Annotated in this window: 23 protein-coding genes; 4 read left to right on the top strand and 19 right to left on the bottom strand. The window is 58.8% G+C overall.

All coding sequences use genetic code 11. The features are described 5' to 3' along the window. Window positions 1-126: 126 nt before the first annotated feature. From QDX22_RS02845 to QDX22_RS02820, 6 genes are all read right to left on the bottom strand, one after another. Window positions 127-1,146 carry an NADP-dependent oxidoreductase gene (locus tag QDX22_RS02845; protein ID WP_110098372.1) on the bottom strand — a complete coding sequence of 340 codons (1,020 nt, stop codon included), beginning with the start codon at window positions 1,144-1,146 and terminating at the stop codon, window positions 127-129. A gap of 117 nt (window positions 1,147-1,263) precedes the next feature. Then, the gene (gene qcrB / locus QDX22_RS02840) at window positions 1,264-2,940 is read right to left on the bottom strand and encodes a cytochrome bc1 complex cytochrome b subunit (RefSeq protein WP_110098371.1); all 1,677 of its coding nucleotides are present in this window, start codon (window positions 2,938-2,940) and stop codon (window positions 1,264-1,266) included. Continuing rightward, window positions 2,937-4,019 carry a cytochrome bc1 complex Rieske iron-sulfur subunit gene (gene qcrA / locus QDX22_RS02835; protein WP_110098370.1) on the bottom strand — a complete coding sequence of 361 codons (1,083 nt, stop codon included), beginning with the start codon at window positions 4,017-4,019 and terminating at the stop codon, window positions 2,937-2,939. The genes qcrB and qcrA overlap by 4 nt, the downstream gene beginning before the upstream one ends. A 73-nt stretch (window positions 4,020-4,092) precedes the next feature. Next, a complete protein-coding gene (gene qcrC / locus QDX22_RS02830) occupies window positions 4,093-4,893 on the bottom strand; it encodes a cytochrome bc1 complex diheme cytochrome c subunit (protein WP_110110166.1) in 801 nt (266 codons plus the stop codon). Between the two features lie 95 nt (window positions 4,894-4,988). After that, window positions 4,989-5,627 (bottom strand): aa3-type cytochrome oxidase subunit III, encoded by a 639-nt coding sequence (gene ctaE, locus QDX22_RS02825; protein ID WP_279717983.1) that lies wholly within the window; start codon window positions 5,625-5,627, stop codon window positions 4,989-4,991. A gap of 141 nt (window positions 5,628-5,768) precedes the next feature. Continuing rightward, a complete protein-coding gene (locus tag QDX22_RS02820; RefSeq protein WP_110100552.1) occupies window positions 5,769-6,194 on the bottom strand; it encodes a hypothetical protein in 426 nt (141 codons plus the stop codon). Window positions 6,195-6,315: 121 nt separating this feature from the next. Between QDX22_RS02820 and trpD the strand changes: the two genes are divergently transcribed. Next, window positions 6,316-7,374 carry an anthranilate phosphoribosyltransferase gene (trpD, locus tag QDX22_RS02815; protein WP_110100553.1) on the top strand — a complete coding sequence of 353 codons (1,059 nt, stop codon included), beginning with the start codon at window positions 6,316-6,318 and terminating at the stop codon, window positions 7,372-7,374. Window positions 7,375-7,425: 51 nt separating this feature from the next. Here trpD and QDX22_RS02810 read toward each other — a convergent pair whose 3' ends face one another. The 4 genes from QDX22_RS02810 to QDX22_RS02795 form a co-directional block, all read right to left on the bottom strand. Next, on the bottom strand, window positions 7,426-7,704 hold the full coding sequence (locus QDX22_RS02810) for an Lrp/AsnC family transcriptional regulator (RefSeq protein WP_110100554.1): 279 nt from the start codon (window positions 7,702-7,704) through the stop codon (window positions 7,426-7,428). A gap of 51 nt (window positions 7,705-7,755) precedes the next feature. Next, complete coding sequence (locus QDX22_RS02805; protein WP_110100555.1) at window positions 7,756-8,214, bottom strand: DUF3054 domain-containing protein; 459 nt, start codon at window positions 8,212-8,214, stop codon at window positions 7,756-7,758. Continuing rightward, a complete protein-coding gene (gene aroD, locus QDX22_RS02800) occupies window positions 8,211-9,032 on the bottom strand; it encodes a type I 3-dehydroquinate dehydratase (RefSeq protein WP_279717982.1) in 822 nt (273 codons plus the stop codon). The genes QDX22_RS02805 and aroD overlap by 4 nt, the downstream gene beginning before the upstream one ends. A gap of 120 nt (window positions 9,033-9,152) precedes the next feature. Further along, window positions 9,153-9,764, bottom strand: coding sequence for a maltokinase N-terminal cap-like domain-containing protein (locus QDX22_RS02795; protein ID WP_279717981.1), 612 nt, complete (start codon window positions 9,762-9,764; stop codon window positions 9,153-9,155). Window positions 9,765-10,024: 260 nt separating this feature from the next. Between QDX22_RS02795 and QDX22_RS02790 the strand changes: the two genes are divergently transcribed. The 3 genes from QDX22_RS02790 to QDX22_RS02780 all read left to right on the top strand — a co-directional run bounded on the left by QDX22_RS02790 (window position 10,025) and on the right by QDX22_RS02780 (window position 12,255). Next, window positions 10,025-10,477, top strand: coding sequence for an NfeD family protein (locus tag QDX22_RS02790; RefSeq protein WP_110098354.1), 453 nt, complete (start codon window positions 10,025-10,027; stop codon window positions 10,475-10,477). 120 nt (window positions 10,478-10,597) lie between these two features. Next, a complete protein-coding gene (locus tag QDX22_RS02785) occupies window positions 10,598-11,830 on the top strand; it encodes an SPFH domain-containing protein (RefSeq protein ID WP_122549362.1) in 1,233 nt (410 codons plus the stop codon). Window positions 11,831-11,907: 77 nt separating this feature from the next. Beyond that, window positions 11,908-12,255, top strand: coding sequence for an RNA polymerase-binding protein RbpA (locus QDX22_RS02780; protein ID WP_110098352.1), 348 nt, complete (start codon window positions 11,908-11,910; stop codon window positions 12,253-12,255). Between the two features lie 75 nt (window positions 12,256-12,330). Here QDX22_RS02780 and QDX22_RS02775 read toward each other — a convergent pair whose 3' ends face one another. The 9 genes from QDX22_RS02775 to pafA all read right to left on the bottom strand — a co-directional run bounded on the left by QDX22_RS02775 (window position 12,331) and on the right by pafA (window position 23,533). Next, window positions 12,331-13,065, bottom strand: coding sequence for a polyprenol monophosphomannose synthase (locus QDX22_RS02775; protein WP_110098351.1), 735 nt, complete (start codon window positions 13,063-13,065; stop codon window positions 12,331-12,333). Between the two features lie 90 nt (window positions 13,066-13,155). Continuing rightward, on the bottom strand, window positions 13,156-14,184 hold the full coding sequence (locus QDX22_RS02770) for a hypothetical protein (RefSeq protein ID WP_110100558.1): 1,029 nt from the start codon (window positions 14,182-14,184) through the stop codon (window positions 13,156-13,158). Window positions 14,185-14,205: 21 nt separating this feature from the next. Then, the gene (locus QDX22_RS02765) at window positions 14,206-17,151 is read right to left on the bottom strand and encodes a DEAD/DEAH box helicase (RefSeq protein ID WP_122549361.1); all 2,946 of its coding nucleotides are present in this window, start codon (window positions 17,149-17,151) and stop codon (window positions 14,206-14,208) included. Window positions 17,152-17,174: 23 nt separating this feature from the next. Further along, entirely contained in the window at window positions 17,175-18,065 is an 891-nt protein-coding gene (gene tatC, locus QDX22_RS02760) for a twin-arginine translocase subunit TatC (RefSeq protein ID WP_279675102.1), read from the bottom strand. A 28-nt stretch (window positions 18,066-18,093) separates the two neighbouring features. Beyond that, a complete protein-coding gene (tatA, locus tag QDX22_RS02755) occupies window positions 18,094-18,390 on the bottom strand; it encodes a Sec-independent protein translocase subunit TatA (RefSeq protein WP_122549360.1) in 297 nt (98 codons plus the stop codon). A gap of 30 nt (window positions 18,391-18,420) precedes the next feature. Beyond that, on the bottom strand, window positions 18,421-20,490 hold the full coding sequence (locus tag QDX22_RS02750; RefSeq protein ID WP_279717980.1) for a helix-turn-helix transcriptional regulator: 2,070 nt from the start codon (window positions 20,488-20,490) through the stop codon (window positions 18,421-18,423). 44 nt (window positions 20,491-20,534) lie between these two features. Beyond that, window positions 20,535-20,930, bottom strand: a complete 396-nt coding sequence (locus QDX22_RS02745; RefSeq protein WP_110123141.1) for an FKBP-type peptidyl-prolyl cis-trans isomerase — start codon at window positions 20,928-20,930, stop codon at window positions 20,535-20,537. A gap of 62 nt (window positions 20,931-20,992) precedes the next feature. Further along, complete coding sequence (locus QDX22_RS02740; RefSeq protein WP_122549083.1) at window positions 20,993-21,991, bottom strand: FKBP-type peptidyl-prolyl cis-trans isomerase; 999 nt, start codon at window positions 21,989-21,991, stop codon at window positions 20,993-20,995. A gap of 108 nt (window positions 21,992-22,099) precedes the next feature. Next, complete coding sequence (pafA, locus tag QDX22_RS02735; protein ID WP_122549082.1) at window positions 22,100-23,533, bottom strand: Pup--protein ligase; 1,434 nt, start codon at window positions 23,531-23,533, stop codon at window positions 22,100-22,102. Between the last annotated feature and the right edge of the window lie 88 nt (window positions 23,534-23,621).

The raw sequence follows: 23,621 nt of genomic DNA, 5'->3' as shown, positions 1-23,621 counted from the left end.
CGTGACAGACAAGGACCGGCCGTTATCCGCTTTGCTTGGCGGATAACGGCCGGTCCTTGTTTATGTGGTGTTCACGGAACCGGTCCGTGCTGGCGTTGTATCTTGGGCTGAGCGGAGACGGCTAGGCTAGATCTTGACGACCATTTTCCCGGAGTTCTCTCCCCGCAGGAGCCCCAGGAAGGCATCAACGCTGTTCTCAATGCCGTTGACCACCGTTTCGTCGTAGGTCAGCTTTCCGTCTGCAAACCAGTTGCCGACCACAGTGTCGAATTCATCGCCGAGGTCGTCAGTGTAGTCTCCGACGATGAAGCCTTGAATGCGCAATTTCTGGCGCAAGACTTTGGTCATGTTGTCGGGCCCCGGTTGCGGTTCCGTGGCATTGTATTGACCGATCGCACCGCACATCGCGACGCGTCCGAACGGTGCCAGCACGTCGATGGCCGCCTCCAGGTGGTCGCCTCCGACATTATCGAAATACACATTGAGCCCATCGTCACCGATGACCTCGTTGACTTGCTCTCGAATCGGGGCGGCCTTGTAATCGATGGCTTCATCAAATCCGTATTTCTGGGTGATTAACGCACACTTTTCGGGTCCGCCCGCTGAGCCATATACCTTGCTGGCGCCCAGCAACCGTGCAAACTGGCCCACGGCGGTGCCCACCGCACCGGCCGCACCGGAGACGAAGACTGTTTCGCCTGGCTGTAATCGTGCGACACGCGTCAAACCAACATAGGCCGTTCTGCCGGGCATACCGAGTAGTCCGAAGTACAGCGATAAGGGGATGTCGTCGGATGCAGGATGAATCGGGCGAAAGATCTCGGAGGACCCCTGAGCAATATCGCGCCATCCCAGATTGTGGAGGACGATGGTGCCCTCGGGGAGATTGGGATCACGAGACTCGATGACGTGTCCTACAGCGCCACCGGTCATGACCTCGCCGACCTCATAGGGGGCTGAGTAGCTCTTGGCATCACTCATCCGTCCACGCATGTATGGATCAACCGAGATGAAATCATTGGCCACACGCACCTCGGTGTCGCCCAGATCGGGAAGGCCGATGGTGGCGGTCTCAAAATTGTCGTGGGTCGGGACGCCCTGCGGGCGCGATTGCAGATGAATCTGTGTACTGTTAATGGTCGTCATACCACCCAGCCTAGGCACAAACGCAAGACGAGTCACCCTTTACCTAAACGTACGAGACACAGCTGTGGCCCACGCCCCTCAACAGGGGAGTGGGCCACAGACTATGTTGGTGCCGGCTTAGCGCTCCAGCGAGTTGGTGTCCGAGGAGGCGTCGGTGATTTCCTCGTGACCGTGATCGTGGGCCTCGGCTTCAGCCAGCTCAGCACGGGACACCGGCTCGACGCGCTCTTCGAAGAGCAACCGTGCCAGGCCAGCGCGCATCTTCTCCATGCCACCGATCTTGCCCTTCTTATTGGGCTGAGCAGGAACCGGCTTCTGGGATTCGAAGGCCACCAACTCATAGAGACGGTAGTCGCTGACGCGTTCGTGTTTCTCGGAAAAGCCACCGCTCGGAGACATCTGAATGATACCGGCCTCACGACCGTGCAAGGCGATCTCGCGGTCCTTGCGTTGCAACGACAGACACACGCGACGGGTGATGATGAATCCAAGGATTGGGCCCAAGAAGTACAGCACGCGGAGCACGTAGGTCACGTCGTTGAGCGAGACGTGGAAGTGGGTAGCGATCAAGTCCGAGGATGCTGCTGCCCACATCACACAGTAGAAAATGACACCGGCAACGCCGACACCGGTACGACCCGGGGCGTTACGCGGACGGTCAAGAACGTGGTGTTCGCGGTTGTCCTTGGTGATCCAGCGTTCAATCCAGGGCCAGACGAACATCCCCAGGATCAACAAGGCCATTGGGATCAGCGGTGTCAACACGCCCATCGGCAAAGCGTTCTCACCCCACGGCGTGGGAATGTGCCACAGGAAGGAGTAGTCGCCGAGCATACCGGGCATCAGACGCAAAGCGCCGTCACCGAAGCCGACATACCAGTCAGGCTGGGTACCAGCCGACACCGGGGAAGGGTCATACGGTCCGTAGTTCCAGATCGCGTTCATCTGGAACAGGCCGGCAATCAGCGCCAGGATACCGAAGACGATGAAGAAGAACCCACCGGCTTTGGCAGCGTACACGGGGCCAATCGGGTAGCCCACCACGTTCTGCTCGCTGCGGCCAGGACCCGGGTACTGGGTGTGCTTGTGAGTGACCACCATGAACAGGTGGATTGCAATCAACAGGATCAGTAGACCGGGGATGACCATAATGTGCAAGGAGTACAACCGGCTGATGATGTCCTCGCCGGGGAACTCGCCGCCGAAGAGGAACATCGAGATGTAGGTACCGACAATCGGAACGGCCTTGATCATGCCGTCGACAATACGAAGACCGTTACCGGAGAGCACATCGTCGGGCAAGGAATAACCGGTGAAGCCAGCCAGGATGCCCAGCACCAGCAAAGTACAGCCCACGACCCAGTTCAGTTCGCGCGGGCGACGGAAGGCACCGGTGAAGAACACACGCAACATGTGGAAGGATAGCGAAGCCATGAACAGCAGAGCTGCCCAGTGGTGCAGTTGGCGCATAAACAGACCGCCACGAATATCAAAGGAGATATCTAGAGCGGATGCATAGGCTGCCGACATTTCCACACCGTAGAGCGGCTTATATGAACCCTCATAGGTCACGTGGGACATCGACGGGTCGAAGAAGAAGGTCAGGAAAGCTCCGGAGAGCACCAGGATCACAAAACTGTAGAGCGCGACTTCACCGAACAGAAAGGTCCAGTGGTCCGGGAACAGCTTGCGTCCGAACTCCTTGATGATCTTGGAGGCACCAACGCGAGTATCGACAAAGTTCGCGATCTTACCGGTGCGAGTGGATGCATTGTAATCGTGGACTGTTGTCATCGGTTCCTGTCACGCTCCCAATAGGCAGGTCCAACAGGCTCGTGGAAGTCGCTTTGGGCAACCAGGAAGCCTTCATCGTCAACGGTAATCGGTAGTTGCGGCAGCGCGTGGCTAGCCGGGCCGAAGATCACTTTGCACTCCTGCGTGAGATCGAAAGTTGACTGGTGGCAGGGGCACAGCAGGTGGTGGGTGTGCTGCTCGTACAGCGCCACCGGGCAACCAACGTGGGTGCAGATCTTGGAGTAGGCCACGATGCCATCAACGTTCCAGTCCTCGCGACCCTCGGAAATCTGCAAGTCTTCGGGGTTCAACCGCATCAACAGCACGACGGCCTTGGCCTTCTGGTTCAGCTTGTCGTGCTCGAGCTCCAGCAATCCTTCAGGAACCACATGGAAAGCCGAGCCGATGGTTACGTCGCTGGCCTTGATCGGGGTGCCGGTGATGTCGCGGACCAACCGGACGCCTTCGTCCCACATGGTGTGACGCAAACGCTCCACACCGAAGTTCTCAGCGACGTTATCCGAGCGGTTATCGGAGTCATCCAGATCGCGGAACATCGCGATAGCGGGTAACGGAGCCAGGGCGAGTGCACCGATGAGAGTATTGCGCAACAGCGGGCGACGCTTGATCTGGGACTCATCAACGACGTCGTTGACAATCTTGCGAGCTTCCTCTTGGTCCTCGGCGCTGGTGACCTCATGGCGGTCCTCGACCCATTCGTGGTCGGGCATCAGGGTTTTGGCCCAATGCACAATACCCACACCGATACCCAACATCGCGAAGGCCGTGCCAAGACCTAGTAGCGTGTTCTGCAAGCGCAAGGTGTCGAACCCGGTATCGGGGCCAATCTGACCGACACCGAAGTAGCCGATGAAGAAGACGATCGTGCCGATAATCGAGATGATGAACAGCACAGAGACTTGCCGTTCAGCTTTCTTGGCTTCTCGTGGATCCTCATCAGCAAGACGCCGCCGGTGTGGCGGCAGACCCGGGTTGTCGATTGCGTAACGACCCGAATCTTCCCCAGCGCGCTCGACGGTGCCCGATGTCTCGGGTCCTCCGTGGCGTTGCTCGCCCATAGATCTGATTCCTTTACTCGAGTGATGAATGTGCTTGTGTTGGGTTATCGATAGCGCTCAGTGGTCACAGTGGTCAGGACGACCGCGAGGACAGCCAGACCATGAAGCCGATGACCAGACCCAGCCCGGCAGTCCAAATGAACAGCCCCTCAGCAACCGGGCCCAGAGAGCCCAGGCTAAATCCACCGGGGTGGCCCTGGTTCTCAAATTCTTTCAGGTACGCGATCACGTCGCGCTTCTGGTCGGGGGAAATATTGGCATCCGAGAACACCGGCATGTTTTGCGGTCCGGTCTGCATGGCCTCATAGATGTGTTTTTCTTCCACACCATGTAGGGTGGGCGCAAACTTACCGCGGGTCAAGGCACCACCGCCAGCCGAGGCGGCGTGGCACATGGCGCAGTTGACGCGGAAGATCTCGCCACCACGAGCGAGGTCAACGTCGTCGTGGTCGACGTCGAGGTATTCGTCCTCTGGCACGGCCGGTCCAGCGCCCAAAGAGGCAACATAGGCTGCCATCTGCTGGGTTTGTTCGTCATTGAATTGGGGCTGTTTCTGCTGAGCCTGCGGTCCGTGCATTTGCATCGGCATACGACCAGTACCGACTTGGAAGTCCACAGACGCAGCACCCACACCCACCAGCGACGGTGCAACGGAGGTGCCGGTGGCGTTCATGCCGTGGCAGGTGGCGCAGTTGGCGTTGAACAGTCGCTCGCCGGCAGCGACATCGGATTCGGAATACTCTTGAGCCGTCGTAGCGCTAGCAGTATTGAGGCTACTGGCCAACGCGTACAGGCCACCGGTCAACAGCAGCCCGATGAGCAACAATGCGACGGCCACGGCGGGGTGGCGACGGTTCTGTGACAGAGCCTTCACTGATTAGTTCCTTACGTTTTTGCCCAACCGGATGTGACACTTCCGGTTCGACGACCTCGGGGTGCAAATGATGATTAAGTTGTGCAGTGTTTAGGTTACTGGAGGAAATAGATAATTCCGAACAGCACCAACCAAACAACGTCGACAAAGTGCCAATAGTAGGAGACCACAATAGCCGTGGTCGCTTCATGGTGACCGAAGCGTTTTGCCAAGAAAGCGCGACCGATCACGAACAAGAACGCAACCAAACCACCGGCAACGTGCAGGGCGTGGAAACCAGTCGTGATGTAGAACGCCGAACCGTAGGCGCTGGACGCGATGGTGACGCCGTGTTGAACCAGCTCGGCATATTCGAAGGACTGAACGGCGACGAAGACCGTGCCCATAATGAAGGTCAGCACGAACCATTCGACCATGCCCCATTTGCCGATATTCAAGACGCCTCCGGTGCGCCGGGGTTGCAGGCGTTCAGCAGCGAAAACACCAAACTGTGCCGTAAAAGAACTGGCGACCAGAATCAAGGTATTTACAGTCGCCAGTGGCACACTGAGCATCTCGGTGTTTTCCGCCCAGAGGGTCGGAGACGTCGAGCGAAGGGTGAAGTACATGGCAAACAGCCCGCCGAAAAACATAATTTCGGAGGCCAACCAAACAATGGTCCCGACCTGGACGAGATTCGGCCGGGAGGGGAAACCTGTGGTGGGGTGCGAGATGGTTTGAGTCGTAGTTGTCACCCTCTCATTATGGACTGAAAGTGGGCTCGTTCTCCAATCGTTGAGCCGTGTTTCACGAGGAAAATGAGTGACACAGAACACTTAGAGGCCCTCAAGTGGCCTGATTTTTCAGTGTTTTTGCAGGTTTCAACACCCTTTTAGTCAGTTTTCGGCAGGCCATGGAAGATGACGCCCGAAGCATGGGTAAGCACCTGTGTTTGGTGATGAGGGGAGCCCTGCTTTCTCCAAAAACCGGGTTTCGTCGGCGTTCAAAGCGAGGATGATGAGGATTGTCGCGGAGAATATGCCGGGCAAACCGCACCAGAGAACGACTGCGTCTGACAGGTTGACTTGATCGGTTGACAACGTCGCGGCGTTGTTCGACAGGTGCGTTTGAGCAAGCACTGAGATGCCGAACAGAGCCAAAGACAGGACAAGAAGAATCGCCCAGATGATGATGCGTCGTGCCGTGGGATCAATTTTCTGCGACATGTCAATTTCCGGAAGGCGCTGGTTTTGTTCGCGCATATTCTCGACGAGCGATAACGTCGGCAGGTGAATACCCGCGAAGCGAGGGCGTCGTGGCATAAAGGAGACTTTTCGCGGTCCGAGTTGCCAGCACAGGTTTCGTGATGAGCGGGTGCGGCGTGAGGCTGTGATGTTGGTGTTCACTCGCGCACGTTCTGCGCCGTGCAGGTACTAGGATGAGATCGTGCATACCACAGCGAACTGCTCCACACACACCTGGCCGAGCCTGTTATCGTCGGTGATCCACGGCGAAGATCTGTCCGTAGAATCTGCTTCGTGGGCGATGACCGAGATGATGTCTGGCAACGCGTCGGACGCCCAGATCGCTGGTTTTCTCGTCGCACTGGCGTCCAAGGGTGAGACGGTCGAAGAGCTGATGGGACTGGCCAACGCGATGCTCGCGCAAGCTGCCCAGATCGATCTGAGCCCCGATGCGGTCGATATCGTGGGCACTGGGGGAGACCGGTTAGGTACGGTAAACCTGTCGACCATGTCTTCGTTGGTGGCGGTAGGAGCCGGAGCGAAAGTCATTAAACACGGTAACCGTGGATCGTCCTCCACGGCAGGGGCCGCTGATGTGATCGAGTCCCTCGGTGTTGATCTGACCATGGCGCACACCCGCGCGGCCGAGTGTCTGGAACGGGCCGGTATTACCTTCCTGTTTGCTCAGGAATACCACCCCTCGATGCGTTTCGTTGCGCCCACCCGGAAACAACTCGGTGTGCCCACGGCTTTCAATTTCCTCGGGCCACTGTCCAATCCTGCGCGCCCGGAGGCCCAGGCGATGGGATGCGCCCATGAAGCCATGGCCCCGAAACTGGCCGGCGTGTTAAGGGATCGTGGAACTCGCGGGATGGTCTTCCGCGGTTGCGACGGGCGCGATAAGATCACCACCTCGGGTCCGTCGACGATTTACGAGATTCGCGACGGCGCGGTTGAAACCTACGAGCTGAACCCGCAGGACTTCGGGATTTCATTGCAACCGGTCGAAGCGCTGGCCGGCAAAGACGGCGAGTACAACGCCACGATCGTTCGCAAGTTGCTGGCTGGTCAGCCAGGTCCCGTGCGGGATGCGGTGCTACTGAACACCGCCGCCGGGCTCACTGCCTATGACACCTCGGCCGAAGGGCATCTGTTTGAACGTATCGGCAAGAACATGGATCGAGCCCGAGAGTCCATTGATTCCGGTGCGGCCGCTGAGGTGCTGACCACCTGGGTTGCGGTTTCACAGGGGAACTAGCCACCAGCCAGTTTCCGGGGCTGGGTAAAACCTACTCGGTGCTGTCGACTGTTAGTCGAATCCCAGGGCGAAGCCTTCTCCTAGATCGTGCTGGGAATAGGCACGGAACGCCAGCATGGTTTCGGTATCGACGATGCCCTCAATCTTGGAGAGACGATCAGAAATCACGTCTTCGAGGTCGTCGAACTCACGCACCCGGACAATGGCCACCAAGTCCCACGATCCGGTGACCGAATACACCTGAGCGATACCGTCCTGATCCACCAGTTCAGTTGCGACCTCCGGAATACGATTCGTGTCCGTCTTGATCATCACGAACGCAGTAACCATCACCGTGTCTCCTTCGATATCTGCCGGTTCAACGACGGGCTGACCCTTAGTCTAGTCTGTCTCTACACTGCGCTGTGCGGATCGGATAAGGGCTGCGGTGATCAGCTGGGAGATGGCCCGGCGCCCGAGTAGCAGGATGCCCAACACGATGAGTGAGACGGTGACGAAACTCCAGTGGGAACCGTCGGAGAAAATCAGCACGCGTAATGCCACACCAATAAACACTGTGGAGAGCCAAACCACCAGTCCAGCGGGCCACATGCGCTGCCAGCTGTGCCAAAAACCTGTCATGATACTGGCGAATAGGCAGGCGATGGCAAAGGGGGCGGCCACGCGGAACAACTCGCTACCGGTGATCTCTTCTTGGTGTGAACTCATCCCGAGTGCGGCAAATCCGGCCACCAGGGCGATATCGATCACCACTGCCACGATCGGGCGCCATCGGCCACCTGGGACAGGCTGGGTGACTTGTTCGGTTGCTCGCGAGGGGGAGGGGACTGGGTGAGTCATGGTGTCTCATCCTTTGAATTTTTCGCCGAAGTATAGATCGCCTGGCCAGCCTCAACGACCAAGCGCACAGGCACCTGGCCCGGCGCTGAAGCGCCCTGAAGGGTGGCAAAGGTCGCGGCGCTACCGAAAACTCCGCCCGAGAGCCGTGATCCCACGCCCAGCGGGCCCATGGCTACGGAAATCACTGGTTGCGTCAGGACCGAGGCGGCCTGATAGGTGGCCTCATAGATCCGGATCACGTCCGAGGGGGAGTTGGGCATCACCGCGATCTTGGCCAGATCATATCCGCGGTAACCCATGGTTTGGAGTCGTTCGAGAATATCGAAGCTCGATGGGGTGTGCTCAATATCGTGGTAAGACCCCAGCGTGGCGACGTTATGAGCCTGCGCCTGGTCAAGCGCTTCGACTGCGGTGCCTCGCGCCGTTTCAATATCAAGGATCACAGCACCCGGTGTGGTCGCCAGCGCCGTCAAAATCTGCACGTACGTCTGATCACTGACGTCGGCCTGACCGCCTTCGGCGCTCGTTCGGAGTGTGGCCAAGACCGGCACCTCGCCAAAGAACTCGATGAGTTCCTCGTAAACGGCTGTGACCTTTGCCGGCTGGGCATATTTGTCGTAGAAGTCCACGCGCCATTCGACCACGGAGATCGAAGAGAAGTCGGGATGGGCCCGGATCGATGCCGCCTGCCCCAGAAGCTGTTTTCGTCCCGAACCCATGAGCGGGGTGATGATCGCAGGATTGGCTGCATCAAAGGTGGCCGTACCCAGCGTGAGACGGGGGTAGGAGCCGTGCGGGGTGGAGACGGGCGCTGACATAGACAGATGATCCCTCCGAAAACCTCGATACAGAGTTAAGTTGACATAATGTAGATTATCGGCGTTTTACCCATTGGTCCGGCCAGAGACGGTCGCCCGGGCTGATTTTCGCTCGTGGTTTTAGTCGATCGAGCCGGTCTCTTCTGGTGTGGTGGTCTCATCCGAGGTTGGTTGCGGTGCCAGGAGCTCATAGATGGTGGACTGACCAGAGTCCCACATCGCCACGATGCGTCGTGTGGTGCTCTCGGTTTGGTCTAGCAATAAGACGTGGTGTGCACCGACCTGGCCCCAGGGCTCAGGAACCTCGCCACGCACGATCAGTGTGATGTTTGACTCTTCGGACCCCAGGTACTGTCCATCGGCATTATAGAAATACGGAACAGCTTGCTGAATTTCTCCGGCAATCGCCAGATTGAGCAAATGTACGGCCACAGGATCCGCGAGCGCATCGTAGATCCACAGATGTCCGACCGCTGGGTGCTCCATTTCGGCAACCAGGTATGAATCAGCGCCAGCCAGGGGCTTCAGGCGGTATGTAACCGGCACGTGTAAGAAGCGTTCACCTTGATGCAGGATGAACCCTTCGAGCATGATGGAGCCTTCGGTGTCATCAAAATGGTAGCTACCGACGATCTCTATGTCTTCATCAGATCCCCAGTATTGGGAAGCAACCCAATCCGAGAGAATACTATTTCTATCTGGTTCTGTTTCGGCGAGATATACAGTAGCCATTCTTCTAGTTTACGGGGTTGAGTGATGTTCTTCGACAATCTCGGTCCCGAGGGACAGTGTGATTCTGGGATTGAATAGTGAACGTTGGGATCGTTGCTACCTTTCCCCTAGGTCGATATGGATATTTTTTATTACTTGAATTATAAATAGAATCGTCTGTGCTGGTCAAGTGTGAGTACTGTGTTGGGCGGTGCTTTTCGGTAGGCTACGACACAACGGAACCGAGAGTGCTTCGGCGACCACATTCAGGAGGTCACAGGATGTTCGACTGGCTGTCTGACAACACCTGGGTGCTGTGGCTGGTCGTCGCTGCCGGCTCAGTACTCGTTGAGCTCATGATGTTGGATCTGATCTTTCTCATGCTTGCCGGTGGCGCGCTCGGAGCCTTGATCGCCTCGTTGTTCGGCATCCCCTTCGCGGCGGAAATTGGCGTATTCGCGGCGGTAGCAGCGGTGTTGTTATTTGCCCTGCGTCCGGTGGCGATGCGACATTTGAGCTTGCCGGGCAGTCATCCGCACGATGACTCGATCGAGGCCTATCCGGGCCGGAATGCGGCGGTGACTAGCGAGGTGTCAGAACACGCGGGTTTCGTCAAGCTCGATGGCGAGATTTGGTCGGCTCGCACCACCAGCCCGATGCCTCTGGCGGTGGATCAGGAAGTCGTGATCGAGCGGGTTGACGGCGCGATCTTATGGGTCCGTCCTCAGCGATAGGCCGTGCGGTGGCTATGCCCGTCTGCGAGGTCTCGATATACTCGTGTTAGATCTGTCACCCTAAAGCGTTCATTGCGTTGAACAATTGAAAGGCCCCAACAAACTCATCCCGGAGGAACTATGAGTGCCGGAGAAATCATTCTTGTCGTCGTGATGATCATCTTGGCCATCGTGATCATCGCGGTACTGGCGAGTGCCATCAAAATCGTCCCCCAGGCTCGCGCGGGCATCGTGGAACGCTTGGGGAAGTACCAGCGTACTCAAGGAGCGGGCCTGACCATGCTGGTACCGATCATCGACCGGATGCTACCGCTGATTGATATGCGTGAACAGGTGGTCTCCTTCCCGCCACAACCGGTCATCACCGAGGACAACCTGGTGGTCTCCATTGACACGGTGGTATATTTCCAGGTCACCGACCCTAACCGCGCCACCTACGGGATTGCCAACTACATTCACGCCGTGGAAAACCTGGCCACAACCACGCTCCGCAACGTGGTAGGTGGTCTCAACCTCGAACAGGCACTGACCTCCCGCGATTCGATTAACACTCAGTTGCGTGGCGTGCTGGATGAAGCCACCAGCAAATGGGGGCTCCGGGTCTCTCGTGTAGAGCTGAAAGCTATCGATCCCCCGCCCTCAATTCAGGACTCGATGGAAAAGCAGATGCGCGCAGAGCGTGATCGTCGTGCCGCGATTCTCACCGCTGAGGGTGAAAAGCAATCCGAGATCTTGACCGCGGAAGGTAATCGCGAGGCTTCGGTGCTGGCTGCTGAAGGTGAGGCCCAGGCCAGAATCTTGCGTGCCAACGCCGAAGCTGAGGCCATCACCACGGTATTCGAGGCCATCCACGCCGGTCGCCCGGATCAGGATCTGTTGGCCTACCAGTACTTGCAAACTTTGCCCAAACTGGCCGAAGGCGACTCCAATAAGATGTGGATCATCCCGTCTGAACTGACTGACGCGTTGAAGAATATTGCTGGCGGTTTCCATGTTCCCGGACCCAGTGGCGATCCCGTTGGCCCGAGAAACTCCACCGACCAGAATGGTTCTCAGTCGACACCTCAGACCGGGACCGGGAATAATTCCTCGGCCGATGGCGCTGAGACTACTTGGACCCCGCGTACTTCGGAGCATGACTCCGCTGGAACTGCAGAGTCCGAACAGCGTCGCGCCCGGCGTAAGCCCCGGCCGACTACTGCCGCTGAGGTTGCTGAGCACGCTCCCAAGGCTCCCAAGCTGTCGCACACCAGCTTGGAAGAGGCCTTGGCCGAGCCTGATTTCACTGCGGATGGACTGCCGGCCCGTCCGCCCCATCCACCGCAGGCCGGTCGTGCTGACGATCAGCAATGATCTATAGTGGTAGTTTGCGCCGGTGTTCTGCCGGGCCAGCGGTAGCACCACTGAGGTTGATATAGAGGAGTTATTGGATGAGTGATCGCAGTCTTCGCGGGATGCGGCTAGGTTCGCAGTCCATGGAAACTGAAGCCGGTGTGGAGCCGGCAGCCCGACAGCGGGTGGAGTACCGTTGCGAAGACGGTGAAACCGTCATTGTCACCTTCGCCGCTGAAGCTGAAGTTCCCCCCACCTGGACCACAAAAACCGGTAAAGAGGCGCGGCTGGTCAACGGTGAACAGCACGTCGAAGACAACTCCAAACCGGTGCGGACCCACTGGGATATGTTGCTGGAGCGTCGTAGTATCGAAGAACTCGAAGAATCGCTCAAACAACGGCTGAATGCCCTGCGGGAACGTCGTGGTGAAGAGCCACTGCCGTAGCGACAGGCACCCTTTCTCACTCCTGCGTGGTGCTTAAGGGAGGGGTGTCTCAGCTCTTGGCTCTTGGCAGTGAATTTAGTTCAGGCCGAGTTTTTTCTTGGCGGTCTCCCAGCGAGCCTGCACACCCCACTTGGTGACATTTACCAGTGCTTCGGTGATGATATTGCCACTCATCTTGGACTCGCCGAACTCGCGCTCAACGAAGGTAATGGGCACCTCAACGATACGCTTACCGGCCAGCGCGGTGCGGAAGGTCATGTCCACTTGAAAGCCATACCCCTTGGACTGGACAGCATCCAAGTCAAGCTCCCGAAGCGTGTCAGCACGGTAGGCGCGGTAACCGGCGGTGATATCGGTGAGTTTTAGCCCCAAGAGAATTCGTGGGTATACCGAACCACCCATCGAAATCAGCTTGCGGTACCAAGGCCAGTTGACCATCTTGCCACCGGGCACCCGGCGCGAACCGATCACCAGATCAGCCTGATTGACCGCGTCTAGGAGCCGGTGCAATTGTTCAGGCTGGTGGGAGCCGTCGGCGTCCATTTCCACCAGCACGTCGTAGCCACGCTCCAGGCCCCAGGCGAAACCAGCCAAATAGGCCCCACCTAGCCCGTTCTTTTCGGTGCGGTGTAACACGTGGAGCTGAGAGTCCTGAGTTGCCTGCTCATCGGCCCACTCGCCGGTGCCGTCGGGAGAATTATCGTCGACCACTAAGACATCCACCTCGGGGTTAGCCACTCGCACGCGCTGCAGAGTTCCGGGCAAGGATTCTGCCTCGTTATAGGTTGGGATGATGGTCAGTACTTTCATGGCTCTCCTCGATTAGCCGTGCTGGACTTCTCCTCGCATGAGTATAGCGCGGAGTGTTCTCTTCTCGTGGTAGCTGAGCTTGCGTCCCCGTCACCCCCGGTAGTCCTCTCCCACCACAGTGGCCTGGCGCTGCGGCAAGGGGGTAGCGGAATCCACGATCGGCAATAACGCCGAGCCGGCCCGGGCATCTGTGGAAAATTGGGCGCTGGATTCATCCGGCACTTGCACGCCCAGCTCGGTCCCGGTGTAGACACCCAACCGCGCCGGTGAGCCGACCCTAATCCGACCGTGCTGGAATAACCGCTGGGAGATCACCGAGGGCAAAACCCGTACCCCGTTGCGAGTCACCGCATGAAAGGCTGCCCGGGTGGATAGTCGCTGGGCGGGGTCTGGGTGTTCCACCGCTGCGGTGACGACCCGCCACATATTCTCGTGGCTGGCTTCATCATCCCCGGAACCCAGGCTGAGGTGGATGCCGGCTGCGACCACATCGGCCAGCGGCGCCTGCAATTCGGGTGTGTCCGAGCAGAGCGGTGTGACAGTCAACGACAACTGTGTTGCTCGCATGCGCTGAATCTGCTCGGCGCTGAGCGGGTGATTGGCCACTACCCGGTGGCGGGCCCGCATTAGCCAACCGGCATCGGCTCCTTCGAGTCGAGACAGAATCGTATCCAACTCGTGTGGTGACCTCGAGCCGATCAACGCCTGCACCGCCGGTGTCCGGTCACTGTGTTCGAGCAACTGGGTCAACCCGTCATCGATCTCCTGGTGAGGGATCCACCACTGTGGGGCTACAGAGCCGATCGGACCGTAGCGTACCACCGCATTGTGGTCCTCCACCGATTCCGCCTCGGTCGTCATCGACACCAGTTGCCGGTCTTCGGATCCGGTGGTCACGTCGGGGGCCTGAGTACTCAGACCATCGATGAAAGCTGGCACCACCAAGGCTCCTGCCAAGTCCACTTCGACAGTGGGCTCGGGGTCGGTAGTGGCCTTGACCATCGCGTCAGCGGTTTCCTCGGACCCCACCCAGGAGATGGTCTGATCCTCAATGAGCACCGCGGTGGCAAAAGGGTCATCAGCGGTGTGGATGAAGCCGTTACGCAGTAGCAGGCTCATAGCGTGTTCTCTCTCCTGTTCTCAGCGGGTCTCATCGGTGGTCCCAGTAGGTTCGTCCGACTCCAGGGAATCGAGCGGGTCGGGGCCATCCTCCCCCAGCGGGTCGGGGCTGGCGGAGTAGGAGACGATGCCGCGATTAACCAGGTCCTTGGCTTTAAAGCACCGCCGGGAAAAATCCGCATCCGGGCTGGCCTTCGCCAGCTGGTCCAGCATATCGATCACTTGCCGGGCCCACCGGACAAAGTCTCCGGCCGCTAGCGTGGTGCCGGACAGGCACAGGGTCAACGATTGACCGCGAACCCACCGGAAGACTGGCCACACCAACCCCGGGTGCGGTTGCGGAGTGACTTTCAGACTGGCTTGTGACTCGGCATCTTGGAGCTGGTACCAGATCGCGTCGCTGGCATCCAGCGCCTCGGTCAGTGCCGGGGTGGGCATATCGGGTTGGACGATCAATTCCTCCTCGGGGCCCTCAAATACCAACAGCGCCGCCAGCCCGGCTAGGTCTTCGGGCGACATGGTGTCAGTCACCCCGTCTTGAAGCAACAATGCGGTCAACAGGTCACGTTCCCCATAGATCCGGCGCAGGACGTGTCCGGGTTTGGTGAGCGTCTCGGTTTCCAGATCGACGTAGTCGTAATCGGCCAACAAGCCCAGGATGCGTTCGAAGGTGGTGGCAATCGTGTTGGTCCGCGAGTCGATTGTGGAGATCAACCGGTCGGTTTCAGAGCGCAACGTGGCCCACCGGTTGGCCCAGCGGGCGTGTTCTTCTCGGTCGGCACAGGTATCGCATGGATGGGCGCGCAACATCGCCCGCAACTGTTCGACGCGTTCGATCGCGGATTCATCCCGGTACCGGAACCCGGTGATTTCTTCGCGCGGCCGAGGTTTCTGATTCCGGCGCAGGGCTTCGCGAGCCCAGGAGGCAATCGTTTTGCGTTGCGTGGGAGTCTTGGTGAGCAGATTCTTGGGCAAATTCACCGACCCGATCGGTTCCACCGGTTCCGCGAGATCATCAGTGCCGACCCGGCGAAACTGCCCCTTATGGGTAATGACCGCAACTCGGGGGTTATGGGGGTTGCCGGCGGTGGAGACCACGGTACACACCCCGAATTTCCGGGGGCCTGTGACCTCGATAATGTCGCCAACCACCAACCGGGTCAAGGATTGTTCTTCAGCATCGCGCCGGGCACGTTTTTTCACCCGGGACGCAGATTTTTCAGCCGCGGCCAGCTCTCGGCGGAGGGCAGCATACTCGGTGAAGTCCCCCAGATGACAGCTCATCGCCTGCCGGTATCCCTCTAAGGACTTTTCTTGTTCTTTGACCTGTTGGGCCAGACCCACCACGGACCGGTCGGCCTGGAACTGGGCGAACGACGACTCCAGAATCCCCCGGGCAGTATCGAGACCGTAGACCGCCAATAAGTTTACGGCCATATTGTAGGTGGGCTTGAACGAGGAATTCAGCGGGTAGGTGCGACGCGAGGCTAACCCGACCACCTGATGAGGTTCGAACCGGTGGTCGGACCACATCACCACCGCGTGACCCTCAATGTCAATGCCACGTCGTCCAGCTCGCCCGGTCAGCTGGGTGTACTCCCCCGGCGTGATGGGTGCGTGGGTTTCACCATTGAACTTCACCAACTTCTCTAACACCACCGTACGGGCTGGCATATTAATGCCCAACGCCAGGGTTTCGGTGGCGAACACGACCTTGACCAGCCCGGCGGCGAACAGTTCCTCCACCACCTCTTTGAACGGTGGCAACATGCCGGCATGGTGGGCGGCGAAACCACGTTTCAGGCCATCGCGCCACCCCCAAAAGCCCAGCACGTCACGGTCGTGCTCGGGTAGCGTCGCTCCGGCTTGGTCAACCAGATCCTCAATGGCGCGTTTTTCTGCCGGAGTGGTCAAATCCAGGCCGGTTTGCAGACACTGTTCTACCGCAGCATCACAACCGGCACGGGAGAAGATGAAGGTAATGCAGGGCAACAGCGCTTCGCGTTCGAGTACCCGCACCATCGTTGGGCGGGAGGTTCGGGTCTGTGTAGCCATCGACTGGGCGCGCGGGCCGGGACTGTGGCGGTGCTGGGAGGTGTGGTTGCGGAAGCGGTATGCGCTTCCTTTGCCACCCTTTCCTCTCTTGCCACCGCGACCGCGTTTTCCGGAACCGGGTTTACCCCAGTGGGCGGGCTGACCGGCTCGTTGCTGTTCGCTGGCAATCTTCGCCAGCTCCGGATTGAGCTTGGGTTTCTCCACACCTTCACCGGTGGTGGCAAACAGGTCGTAAAGATTCTTTCCGGCCATGACGTGTTGCCAGAGTGGGACCGGACGGTGTTCGGAGACCACGACCTTGGTGGAACCCCGCACCGTATCCAGCCAGGCGCCGAACTCTTCGGCATTGGAGACCGTAGCCGACAACGACACTAACGCAACGTGCTCGGGAAGATGGATAATGACTTCTTCCCACACAGCACCGCGGAAACGGTCGGCCAGGTAGTGGACTTCATCCATGACGACGTAGCCGAGATTTCTCAGTGGCTCCGCGTCGGCATAGAGCATATTACGTAACACTTCGGTGGTCATCACGACAATAGGAGCATCCGGGTTGCGAGCCACATCCCCGGTGAGTAGCCCCACCTGCGCGGCTCCGTAGCGCTGAACCAGATCGGTGTACTTCTGATTGCTGAGCGCTTTAATCGGGGTGGTATAGAAAGCCTTGAGCCCCGAGGACTGGGCGAGATGAATTGCGAACTCTCCCACGATGGTTTTTCCCGCCCCGGTGGGCGCAGCTACCAAGACCGAGTGGCCCTGTTGCAGGTACTGACAGGCTTGTTGCTGGAACTCATCGAGCTGAAAACCCAGTGAGGCGGAAAACTCGCCGAGCGGAGTGCGAGCTTGCCGTCGACGCTTGGCATCCAGCGCATAGCGTTCGGCGGGTGATAAGTGCTGATCTGCCTCGGTCATGCTATTCAGCCTAGGGGAAACGATTAAAGTTCCCCTAGTGGCCTCGCCCCGCGCTGAATCTCCTCATCGAGCTGTCGTTGTTTTTTGGTCTGACGCTTCACCCGACGCTTGTCATTAACCAGACAGATCACCAAGGCCACAAAGAACAAGATGGTCAGTGGCAGCCCCATGAAGAACATGGTGATCACATCCGAGCCCGGGGCCGCCATGGCTGCCACCACGGCGATGACAATCACCGAGATCCGCCACTGTTTCAGGATCTGTTTGCCCGAGATCACCCCGGCCATATTCAGACCCACCAAGATTACCGGCAACACCAAGGCCACCCCGAAGACCAGCAACAACCGGAGCACAAAGGGAATATAGACGGTGGCTTGAATCCGGTGCGCGGTACCTTCCGGAGTCAGTGAGGTGAAAAAAGACAGTGCCTGGGGCAACGCGACCCAGCCCAACACCACCCCGCCGATGAACAGCGGGATTGCCGCGGCGAGAAAACCGAGCGTGTAGATCTTCTCGTTTTTCTTCAGCCCCGGCATGATGAAGGCCCACAACTGATACAGCCAGATCGGGCTGGAGATCACCACACCGGTAAAAAGCGCGACCTGCAACATGATGTCGAACGGCTGAGCGACCGAAGAAAACACGACCTCGGCCGGATGCTCTGCGGTGTCTAACCGTGACACCGGTTCGGTGATCATCGTGAAGGTGGGCTGATAGAGGATAAAACCCACGATCGTGCCGGCCACCAGGGCGAGCCCTGCTTTGATGATGCGGTTGCGGAGCTCTGTGAGGTGGGCCTTCAGGGGCATTTGCCCCTCGGGGTTGTGACGGCGACGTGTGGTGGTGCGCGACTTCTTTTTGCCGGTGGTGCTCGTGCTACTCGAACCAGGGTCGGAGGAGGAGTTTTCAGTCATGGACGTGAAAAGTCACACCGATAAAAATTTAGGAGCGGTTGTTGTTCTGAGCGGTGTGTTCCGAGTGCTGTTGCTTCGGCTCGTCTTCGACCACCGTGCCTTCCACGGCGCGGATATCGGAGCCCTGCTCGGACTCAGCGGAGTCCTTCTGCGAGGACTGGGACTTCTCGGAGTCCTGGTCCTCATCTTTCATCTGCTTGACCTCGGAGCGGAAAATGCGCATGGACTGGCCCAGATTGCGGGCCAACTGTGGCAATTTGGGTGCTGCAAACAGCAGAAGAATAAGAATGATAACGATGACCAGTGGCCAACCCTTAGGTAACATGGCACGTCCTTTCCGTAGCTGTGGAACAGTCTACAGCGATCTAGATGTCACCGGTGACAGAAAGTCCTGCTTTGTCATGGCACGGTGCTGGGTGGCGATTGCTCCATCCAGGCGCTCGACGAGCTCATCTCGCACGCGACGGGACTGTGGTGTGGTGCCCAGTACCTGGATTTCTCCGGGGTGGGAGGTGACCAGATCCTGCAGAGCACGCATCGAATGCATGCGTAGTTCCGCAACCACGCGACCGTCATCGAGTTCGGCCACACGGACAGGATCGTAGGTGGGTACCAGATCCTTCAAACGGTAGGAGAACAGGCACTGCACCACCAACGTCTCATGGTCATCATGCGTCTCGCCGGTGGTGGGCAGGCCCAATGCGTGCAAGGCCACATGTGGGGTGAAGGTGTCCTCGGTCTCGGCCAAACGCCCGATCCGATCGAGCCGGAAGGACCGTTCGGCATTCGCACGACGACACCAGGCCTGCACATAGGTGTGTTGCCGGTAGAACAGTAATCGCAACGGTTCGATCTCCCGGGTGGTGACTCGATCAGCGAACTGGCCGTAGTAGTCGATAACGATCACCCGGCGGTCACTGATGGCCCGGTGAATATCTTGAGCCAGCTGTTGGTAGGGGCCCAAGGATAGGTCCGGGAATAAAGCCACGATGTTAAGGGACTGGTCGGGGTCATCATGATCGGCCGGTGCTGAGGTTCGGATGGCACGATCAATTTTGGCCCGGGCACTGCGGATGGCCTGTAGTTCCTGCTCGCTGGCGATTCCCTGTCGTTGCAGGGCATCCAGGGCTGAGAGCAGGGCCGTGCCCTCGGGCCGTGAGAACCGGCGCGGCGCTTGTAGGTCTTCGGCCTGGTAGATTTCCACCGAATCACCGACCTGGTCGATATCAAATTGCTGGCCGGCAAAATCTCGTTCGGGCATCCCACAGAACTGCAATACGTTGAGATCTTTGCTCAGTTGCTGATCGCTCAAACCCAGCCGAGACTTGAGCTCTTCGCGACTGGTTCGACCGCGGACATTGAGAATTGCGACAATGTCGAGCAAACGGGCGATCCGCTCGGTTTCGGCGGCCCGTAAGCGCTCACGTTTGGGTGCTCGAAGATCAAAACCGGCGGGATCGGGTCGCTGGTGGGCGTCGATGACCTGTTGCCACTGGGCCAGAAGCGACTGCGCCAGATCGGGGTGATGGTGTGGGTCCACCACGACGTGGCCGACCGCGCGAGCCAAAAGCTGGTGGATGCCCACGGTGTGTGCGGCTGGAATCTCTACCAGGTCCCAACCCGGGGTCGAGCTCGAGGACTGCAGTACGGTCCCCAGCATTCGCAATTGCGGGCCGTGGCCGTCCGCAACCCAAACCTGCACCGTGGTGAGCGGATCGTCGGTGGGGATCAGCTGACGTTGCAGTGCGGACACGTCCAGATCTACCGGGCGTTGGGAGTCGGTCGGTAGTGTATTCGGGTCACGGTCGGTGACCGGTTTGGGATCAGTGGTGAACCGAGTCAGGCGGAAATTCCGGACCGCTTGTCGGTCCAGATCCCACCCCACCAGATACCACTGTCCGTTGGCCATGACCACGACCCAGGCCCGGACGGACCGCTGGGCCGAGTAGGTGCCATCTGCAGCACGGTAGCCGAATCGGATCACCTGCTGGGCGAGAGCCATCTTGGACAGTTGCACCAGGTTTTTCGACGTATTGGCCAGCTGTGCTGAGAGGCTGGGTTCGGTACCGTGCTCGTACTGAGTGGCCGTCTGCAGTCCCATCCGGCCGGTGGCACGTCGTGCTGCAGCTTGCAGTGGGGTATGGTCCCAGACCCCACGGGCCTGATTCAGGGCACGGAACTCTTCTGGTTCCAGATCGATGGGAGGCAAGAATAGCTGGTCCCGATCAATCCGGTACCGGTGCTCGGTGTGCTCCAGCGTTTCGATCTCATCGGAAACCAGCGGGATGCCGATGTCTCGCAGACTGGTCTTATCCCGGGTGAACTGTCGGTCGAAACTGTCGTCGTTGAGTTCGCGATAGTCGTCAACGCAGTGCCGAATCTGACGCTTCGTCAGTCCCTGTGTGGAGTCCAGCAGGAGCCACATCAGGGAGACGATGCGTTCAACACTGCGCTGTTGTTTGGTGCTAATTAGTTCACGCTCACCAGGTCGACGACGAAAATCAGGGTCTCGTTCGGGCCGATGTCAGCACCGGCACCACGCTCACCATAAGCCAGGTGGGGTGGAATCTCCAAGCGACGACGGCCTCCGGCCTTCATGCCGAGTAACCCCTGATCCCAGCCTGGGATCACCTGACCGATTCCGGCCGTGAAGTCCAGAGGTGTGCCTCGGTTCCACGAGGCATCAAACTCGGCACCGGTCGACCAGGCGACACCTACGTAGTGGCAGGAAACTTTATCCCCGGCTGTGACCTCGGGGCCGGCCCCGGTGATCACATCCTCAATGACCAGCTCAGTCGGAGGCGTATCCCCCGGAAAATCGATCTCGGGACGGGTCCGGTCGTAGTGGCGTTGGCCAAAAGACATGGTGAATCCTCACAGAGTTGCTACTTAGGGGTGTTGGGGCACACCCTATCGTGTTTGTCGTCCTATTCAGAGGCCTCATCTGAAGGAGCAGGCTGGTCGGCACCTTCGGGCGGGGTCATGTCGACTTTGTGCAGAATGTCGACGACGAACACCAGGGTTTCCTCCTGGAGCTCATGACCTTCCGAATCGCCATAACCTTGCTCGGGCGGAACCGAGATCAGCACGCGGGAGCCGACCTGCTGACCGTCCAGGCCTTCCTTCCAACCCTCAATCAAGCCGTTGATGTCAAACTGTGCTGGGCTACGGTTGGCCCAGGAAGAGTCAAACTCTTCACCATCAGACCACTTAATACCGCGGTACTGGACGGTCACAAACGAGTTGGAATCGACCTGTTCGCCCTCGCCTTCCTTCAGCACCTCGACTTCGAGGTCCTCCGGGGGGTCGCCTTCCGGGGTTTCGATGGTGGGCTCGCCGTTCTCCTCGTTCTCGGTGACGGTCGGCAAGGCGGGGTCTAATTCTGATTCGTCCACGGGTTCGCCGTCGGCGTGGGTGGGCAATTCTTCGGAGATCCGAAACACCAAGAGCTGATCGGGTGTGCCGTTGCCATAGGTGTTGGCTGGCACGTAGTAGGCCATCAGGGACCCGATGGGGTTCGTGGTTAGCGCTTCGTGTAGGGTCGGGTCTTCTTCGGCTAAGCGGGGATCGATGTAGAGGGCCTCCCCATTGCCGGTGAACGATTCTTGTGTCACCTCAGAATTGGTCGGGTCAACCACCGCCGTGTGGATCAGGGCCAGATCTTCGTCATCCAAGGTTTCGCCCTCGCCTTGTTCCAAAACTCGGGTGGAGACCTCATCGGCCTCGATCGCTCCATCCACGGTCACGTCAGGAGCCTGCTGTGGGTCGGACTGTTCGAAGTCAACGACATCCAGAGCATCAACGTCGCCGGTGCCTTCGGCGCCACCACAACCGGACAGTATCAGGGACGCGCTCAGGGCGAGGCTCGTGATCAGTGTTGCGCGTCGGGTTGCGCGTTGTGAACAAGGGGAAGACAACTTAGCCATGGACAAATAGATCCTCGATCATGTAATTGATATAGACATTCCCGGTGGGGTTCTCTTTACCAATGGTTACACAAACATCGGCAGGCGTGACAGATTTTGCACCGTGGTTTATCCCTCGAGCCCAGCCCGTGCCAAGAGTTCATCGACTTGACTGGAATCTGTGTCTAACGGATCTTTTGTATGAACGGTATGAAGCGGGAAATCGACCAATTTCAGATGCGTCCAGTCCACGGCGTATCCCATCCCCGCATCGCGGGCAGCACGGATAAACCGGCCACGAATACTGGCTCGAGTGGTCTTGGGTGGGTGTTCGGTGGCGTGGGCGATGTCCTGATCGGGCAGGACCCGACGGGCTGCATTGCGTGATTGCAACAAGTAAAACAAGCTCCGATCGGGGTTGATGTCGTGATAGGATAGATCCAATTGTTTGACCCGCGGGTGATCAAGACCATAACCGTTTTTCTCGCAATAGCGGTTGATAAACCGGTACTTAATAGCCCAGTCGATCTCGGTATCAATCCGAGAAAAATCTTGGGCCTCCACGGCCTCCAAGGTGCGCTCCCAGAGTTGCATGGCCGCCGATAATTCATCGTGGTGGGCACCATGTCGTTGAATAAAGTGTTGCGCCAAGGCCAGAATCTCCCACTGGATTTCTAATGCCGAACGGGTACCACCCTCAGCGAGGTCAAGTTGCTCGGTTCCGGTTAAATCATGGGAGACCTGCCGAATGGCGCGGACCGGGTGAGCTAGTTGCAACTGCGGTAGGGGCACCCCAGCCTCCAGAATCCGCAACATCAGATCGGTGGTGGCCAGCCGTAACAACTGGGTGGTCTCGGACATATTCGAGTCCCCGACGATGACGTGCAGCCTCCGGTGTACCGCCGCATCGGCATGGGGTTCATCGCGGGTGTTGATGATCGGACGCGCCCTGGTGGAGGAGGATGACACCCCTTCTTGGACGTAGTCGGCACGCTGAGAGAAGGCGAAATGGGGCTCGGGGTTCACCGGGAACCTCGCCTGCTCGGGTAGTTGCGAGGGGTCCGGGATGACCACACCGGATCCGGTCATCAGCTGGCGGGTGATCAAGAAAGGAATCAACGCATCGGTGAGCCGCCGAAACCGTAGCGACCGGGTGATGGTGTAGTTCTCGTGGGAGCCGAACGCGTTGCCCTGGGAGTCGGCGTTATTGCGATAGAGATAGATGGTTCCGGAAAATCCATCCTCGGCCAGGGCCGCTTCGGCCCGGTGGGCCAGCTCACCGAAGATGCGCTCACCGGCTTTGTCCGAGGCGATCAATTCACTGGGCAGACTGCACTCGGCGGTGGCGTATTCGGGATGGGAGCCCACGTCCAGATAGAGCCGAGACCCGTTGGAGATGAACACGTTGGAGGAGCCACCCCAGGACACCACCGGCCGGAACAGGTAGCGGGCCACGTCCTCGGGGCTCAGCCGGCCGGTGGGACTGCCGGTGCGGGGGTCAATTCCGGAGGGAACATAGTGCACCCCATATTCGGTTTCCACGCCGAAAGCGCGATGGTCCATGGTGTGAGGCTCCCCTTTCTGTGTCTCAGCCACGCCGAGGGTACAATGTCTGAGACGGTTGTGGCCTTCGTGGTGCTGGTGGTGCTAT

This window comes from Auritidibacter ignavus, from assembly GCF_029853775.1.
Lineage (GTDB): Bacteria > Actinomycetota > Actinomycetes > Actinomycetales > Micrococcaceae > Auritidibacter > Auritidibacter ignavus.
This window is presented reverse-complemented; position numbering and strand designations above follow the sequence as displayed.

Excerpts from the sequence above, each read along its gene's own strand:
- QDX22_RS02845 (WP_110098372.1), bottom strand. The coding sequence starts at position 1,146 with ATGACGACCATTAACAGTACACAGATTCATCTGCAATCGCGCCCGCAG.
- qcrB (WP_110098371.1), bottom strand. The coding sequence starts at position 2,940 with ATGACAACAGTCCACGATTACAATGCATCCACTCGCACCGGTAAGATC.
- qcrA (WP_110098370.1), bottom strand. The coding sequence starts at position 4,019 with ATGGGCGAGCAACGCCACGGAGGACCCGAGACATCGGGCACCGTCGAG.
- QDX22_RS02820 (WP_110100552.1), bottom strand. The coding sequence starts at position 6,194 with ATGCCACGACGCCCTCGCTTCGCGGGTATTCACCTGCCGACGTTATCG.
- QDX22_RS02810 (WP_110100554.1), bottom strand. The coding sequence starts at position 7,704 with ATGGTTACTGCGTTCGTGATGATCAAGACGGACACGAATCGTATTCCG.
- QDX22_RS02805 (WP_110100555.1), bottom strand. The coding sequence starts at position 8,214 with ATGACTCACCCAGTCCCCTCCCCCTCGCGAGCAACCGAACAAGTCACC.
- aroD (WP_279717982.1), bottom strand. The coding sequence starts at position 9,032 with ATGTCAGCGCCCGTCTCCACCCCGCACGGCTCCTACCCCCGTCTCACG.
- QDX22_RS02795 (WP_279717981.1), bottom strand. The coding sequence starts at position 9,764 with ATGGCTACTGTATATCTCGCCGAAACAGAACCAGATAGAAATAGTATT.
- QDX22_RS02790 (WP_110098354.1), top strand. The coding sequence starts at position 10,025 with ATGTTCGACTGGCTGTCTGACAACACCTGGGTGCTGTGGCTGGTCGTC.
- QDX22_RS02785 (WP_122549362.1), top strand. The coding sequence starts at position 10,598 with ATGAGTGCCGGAGAAATCATTCTTGTCGTCGTGATGATCATCTTGGCC.
- QDX22_RS02780 (WP_110098352.1), top strand. The coding sequence starts at position 11,908 with ATGAGTGATCGCAGTCTTCGCGGGATGCGGCTAGGTTCGCAGTCCATG.
- QDX22_RS02775 (WP_110098351.1), bottom strand. The coding sequence starts at position 13,065 with ATGAAAGTACTGACCATCATCCCAACCTATAACGAGGCAGAATCCTTG.
- QDX22_RS02770 (WP_110100558.1), bottom strand. The coding sequence starts at position 14,184 with ATGAGCCTGCTACTGCGTAACGGCTTCATCCACACCGCTGATGACCCT.
- QDX22_RS02765 (WP_122549361.1), bottom strand. The coding sequence starts at position 17,151 with ATGACCGAGGCAGATCAGCACTTATCACCCGCCGAACGCTATGCGCTG.
- tatC (WP_279675102.1), bottom strand. The coding sequence starts at position 18,065 with ATGACTGAAAACTCCTCCTCCGACCCTGGTTCGAGTAGCACGAGCACC.
- tatA (WP_122549360.1), bottom strand. The coding sequence starts at position 18,390 with ATGTTACCTAAGGGTTGGCCACTGGTCATCGTTATCATTCTTATTCTT.
- QDX22_RS02750 (WP_279717980.1), bottom strand. The coding sequence starts at position 20,490 with ATGTGGCTCCTGCTGGACTCCACACAGGGACTGACGAAGCGTCAGATT.
- QDX22_RS02745 (WP_110123141.1), bottom strand. The coding sequence starts at position 20,930 with ATGTCTTTTGGCCAACGCCACTACGACCGGACCCGTCCCGAGATCGAT.
- QDX22_RS02740 (WP_122549083.1), bottom strand. The coding sequence starts at position 21,991 with ATGGCTAAGTTGTCTTCCCCTTGTTCACAACGCGCAACCCGACGCGCA.
- pafA (WP_122549082.1), bottom strand. The coding sequence starts at position 23,533 with ATGGACCATCGCGCTTTCGGCGTGGAAACCGAATATGGGGTGCACTAT.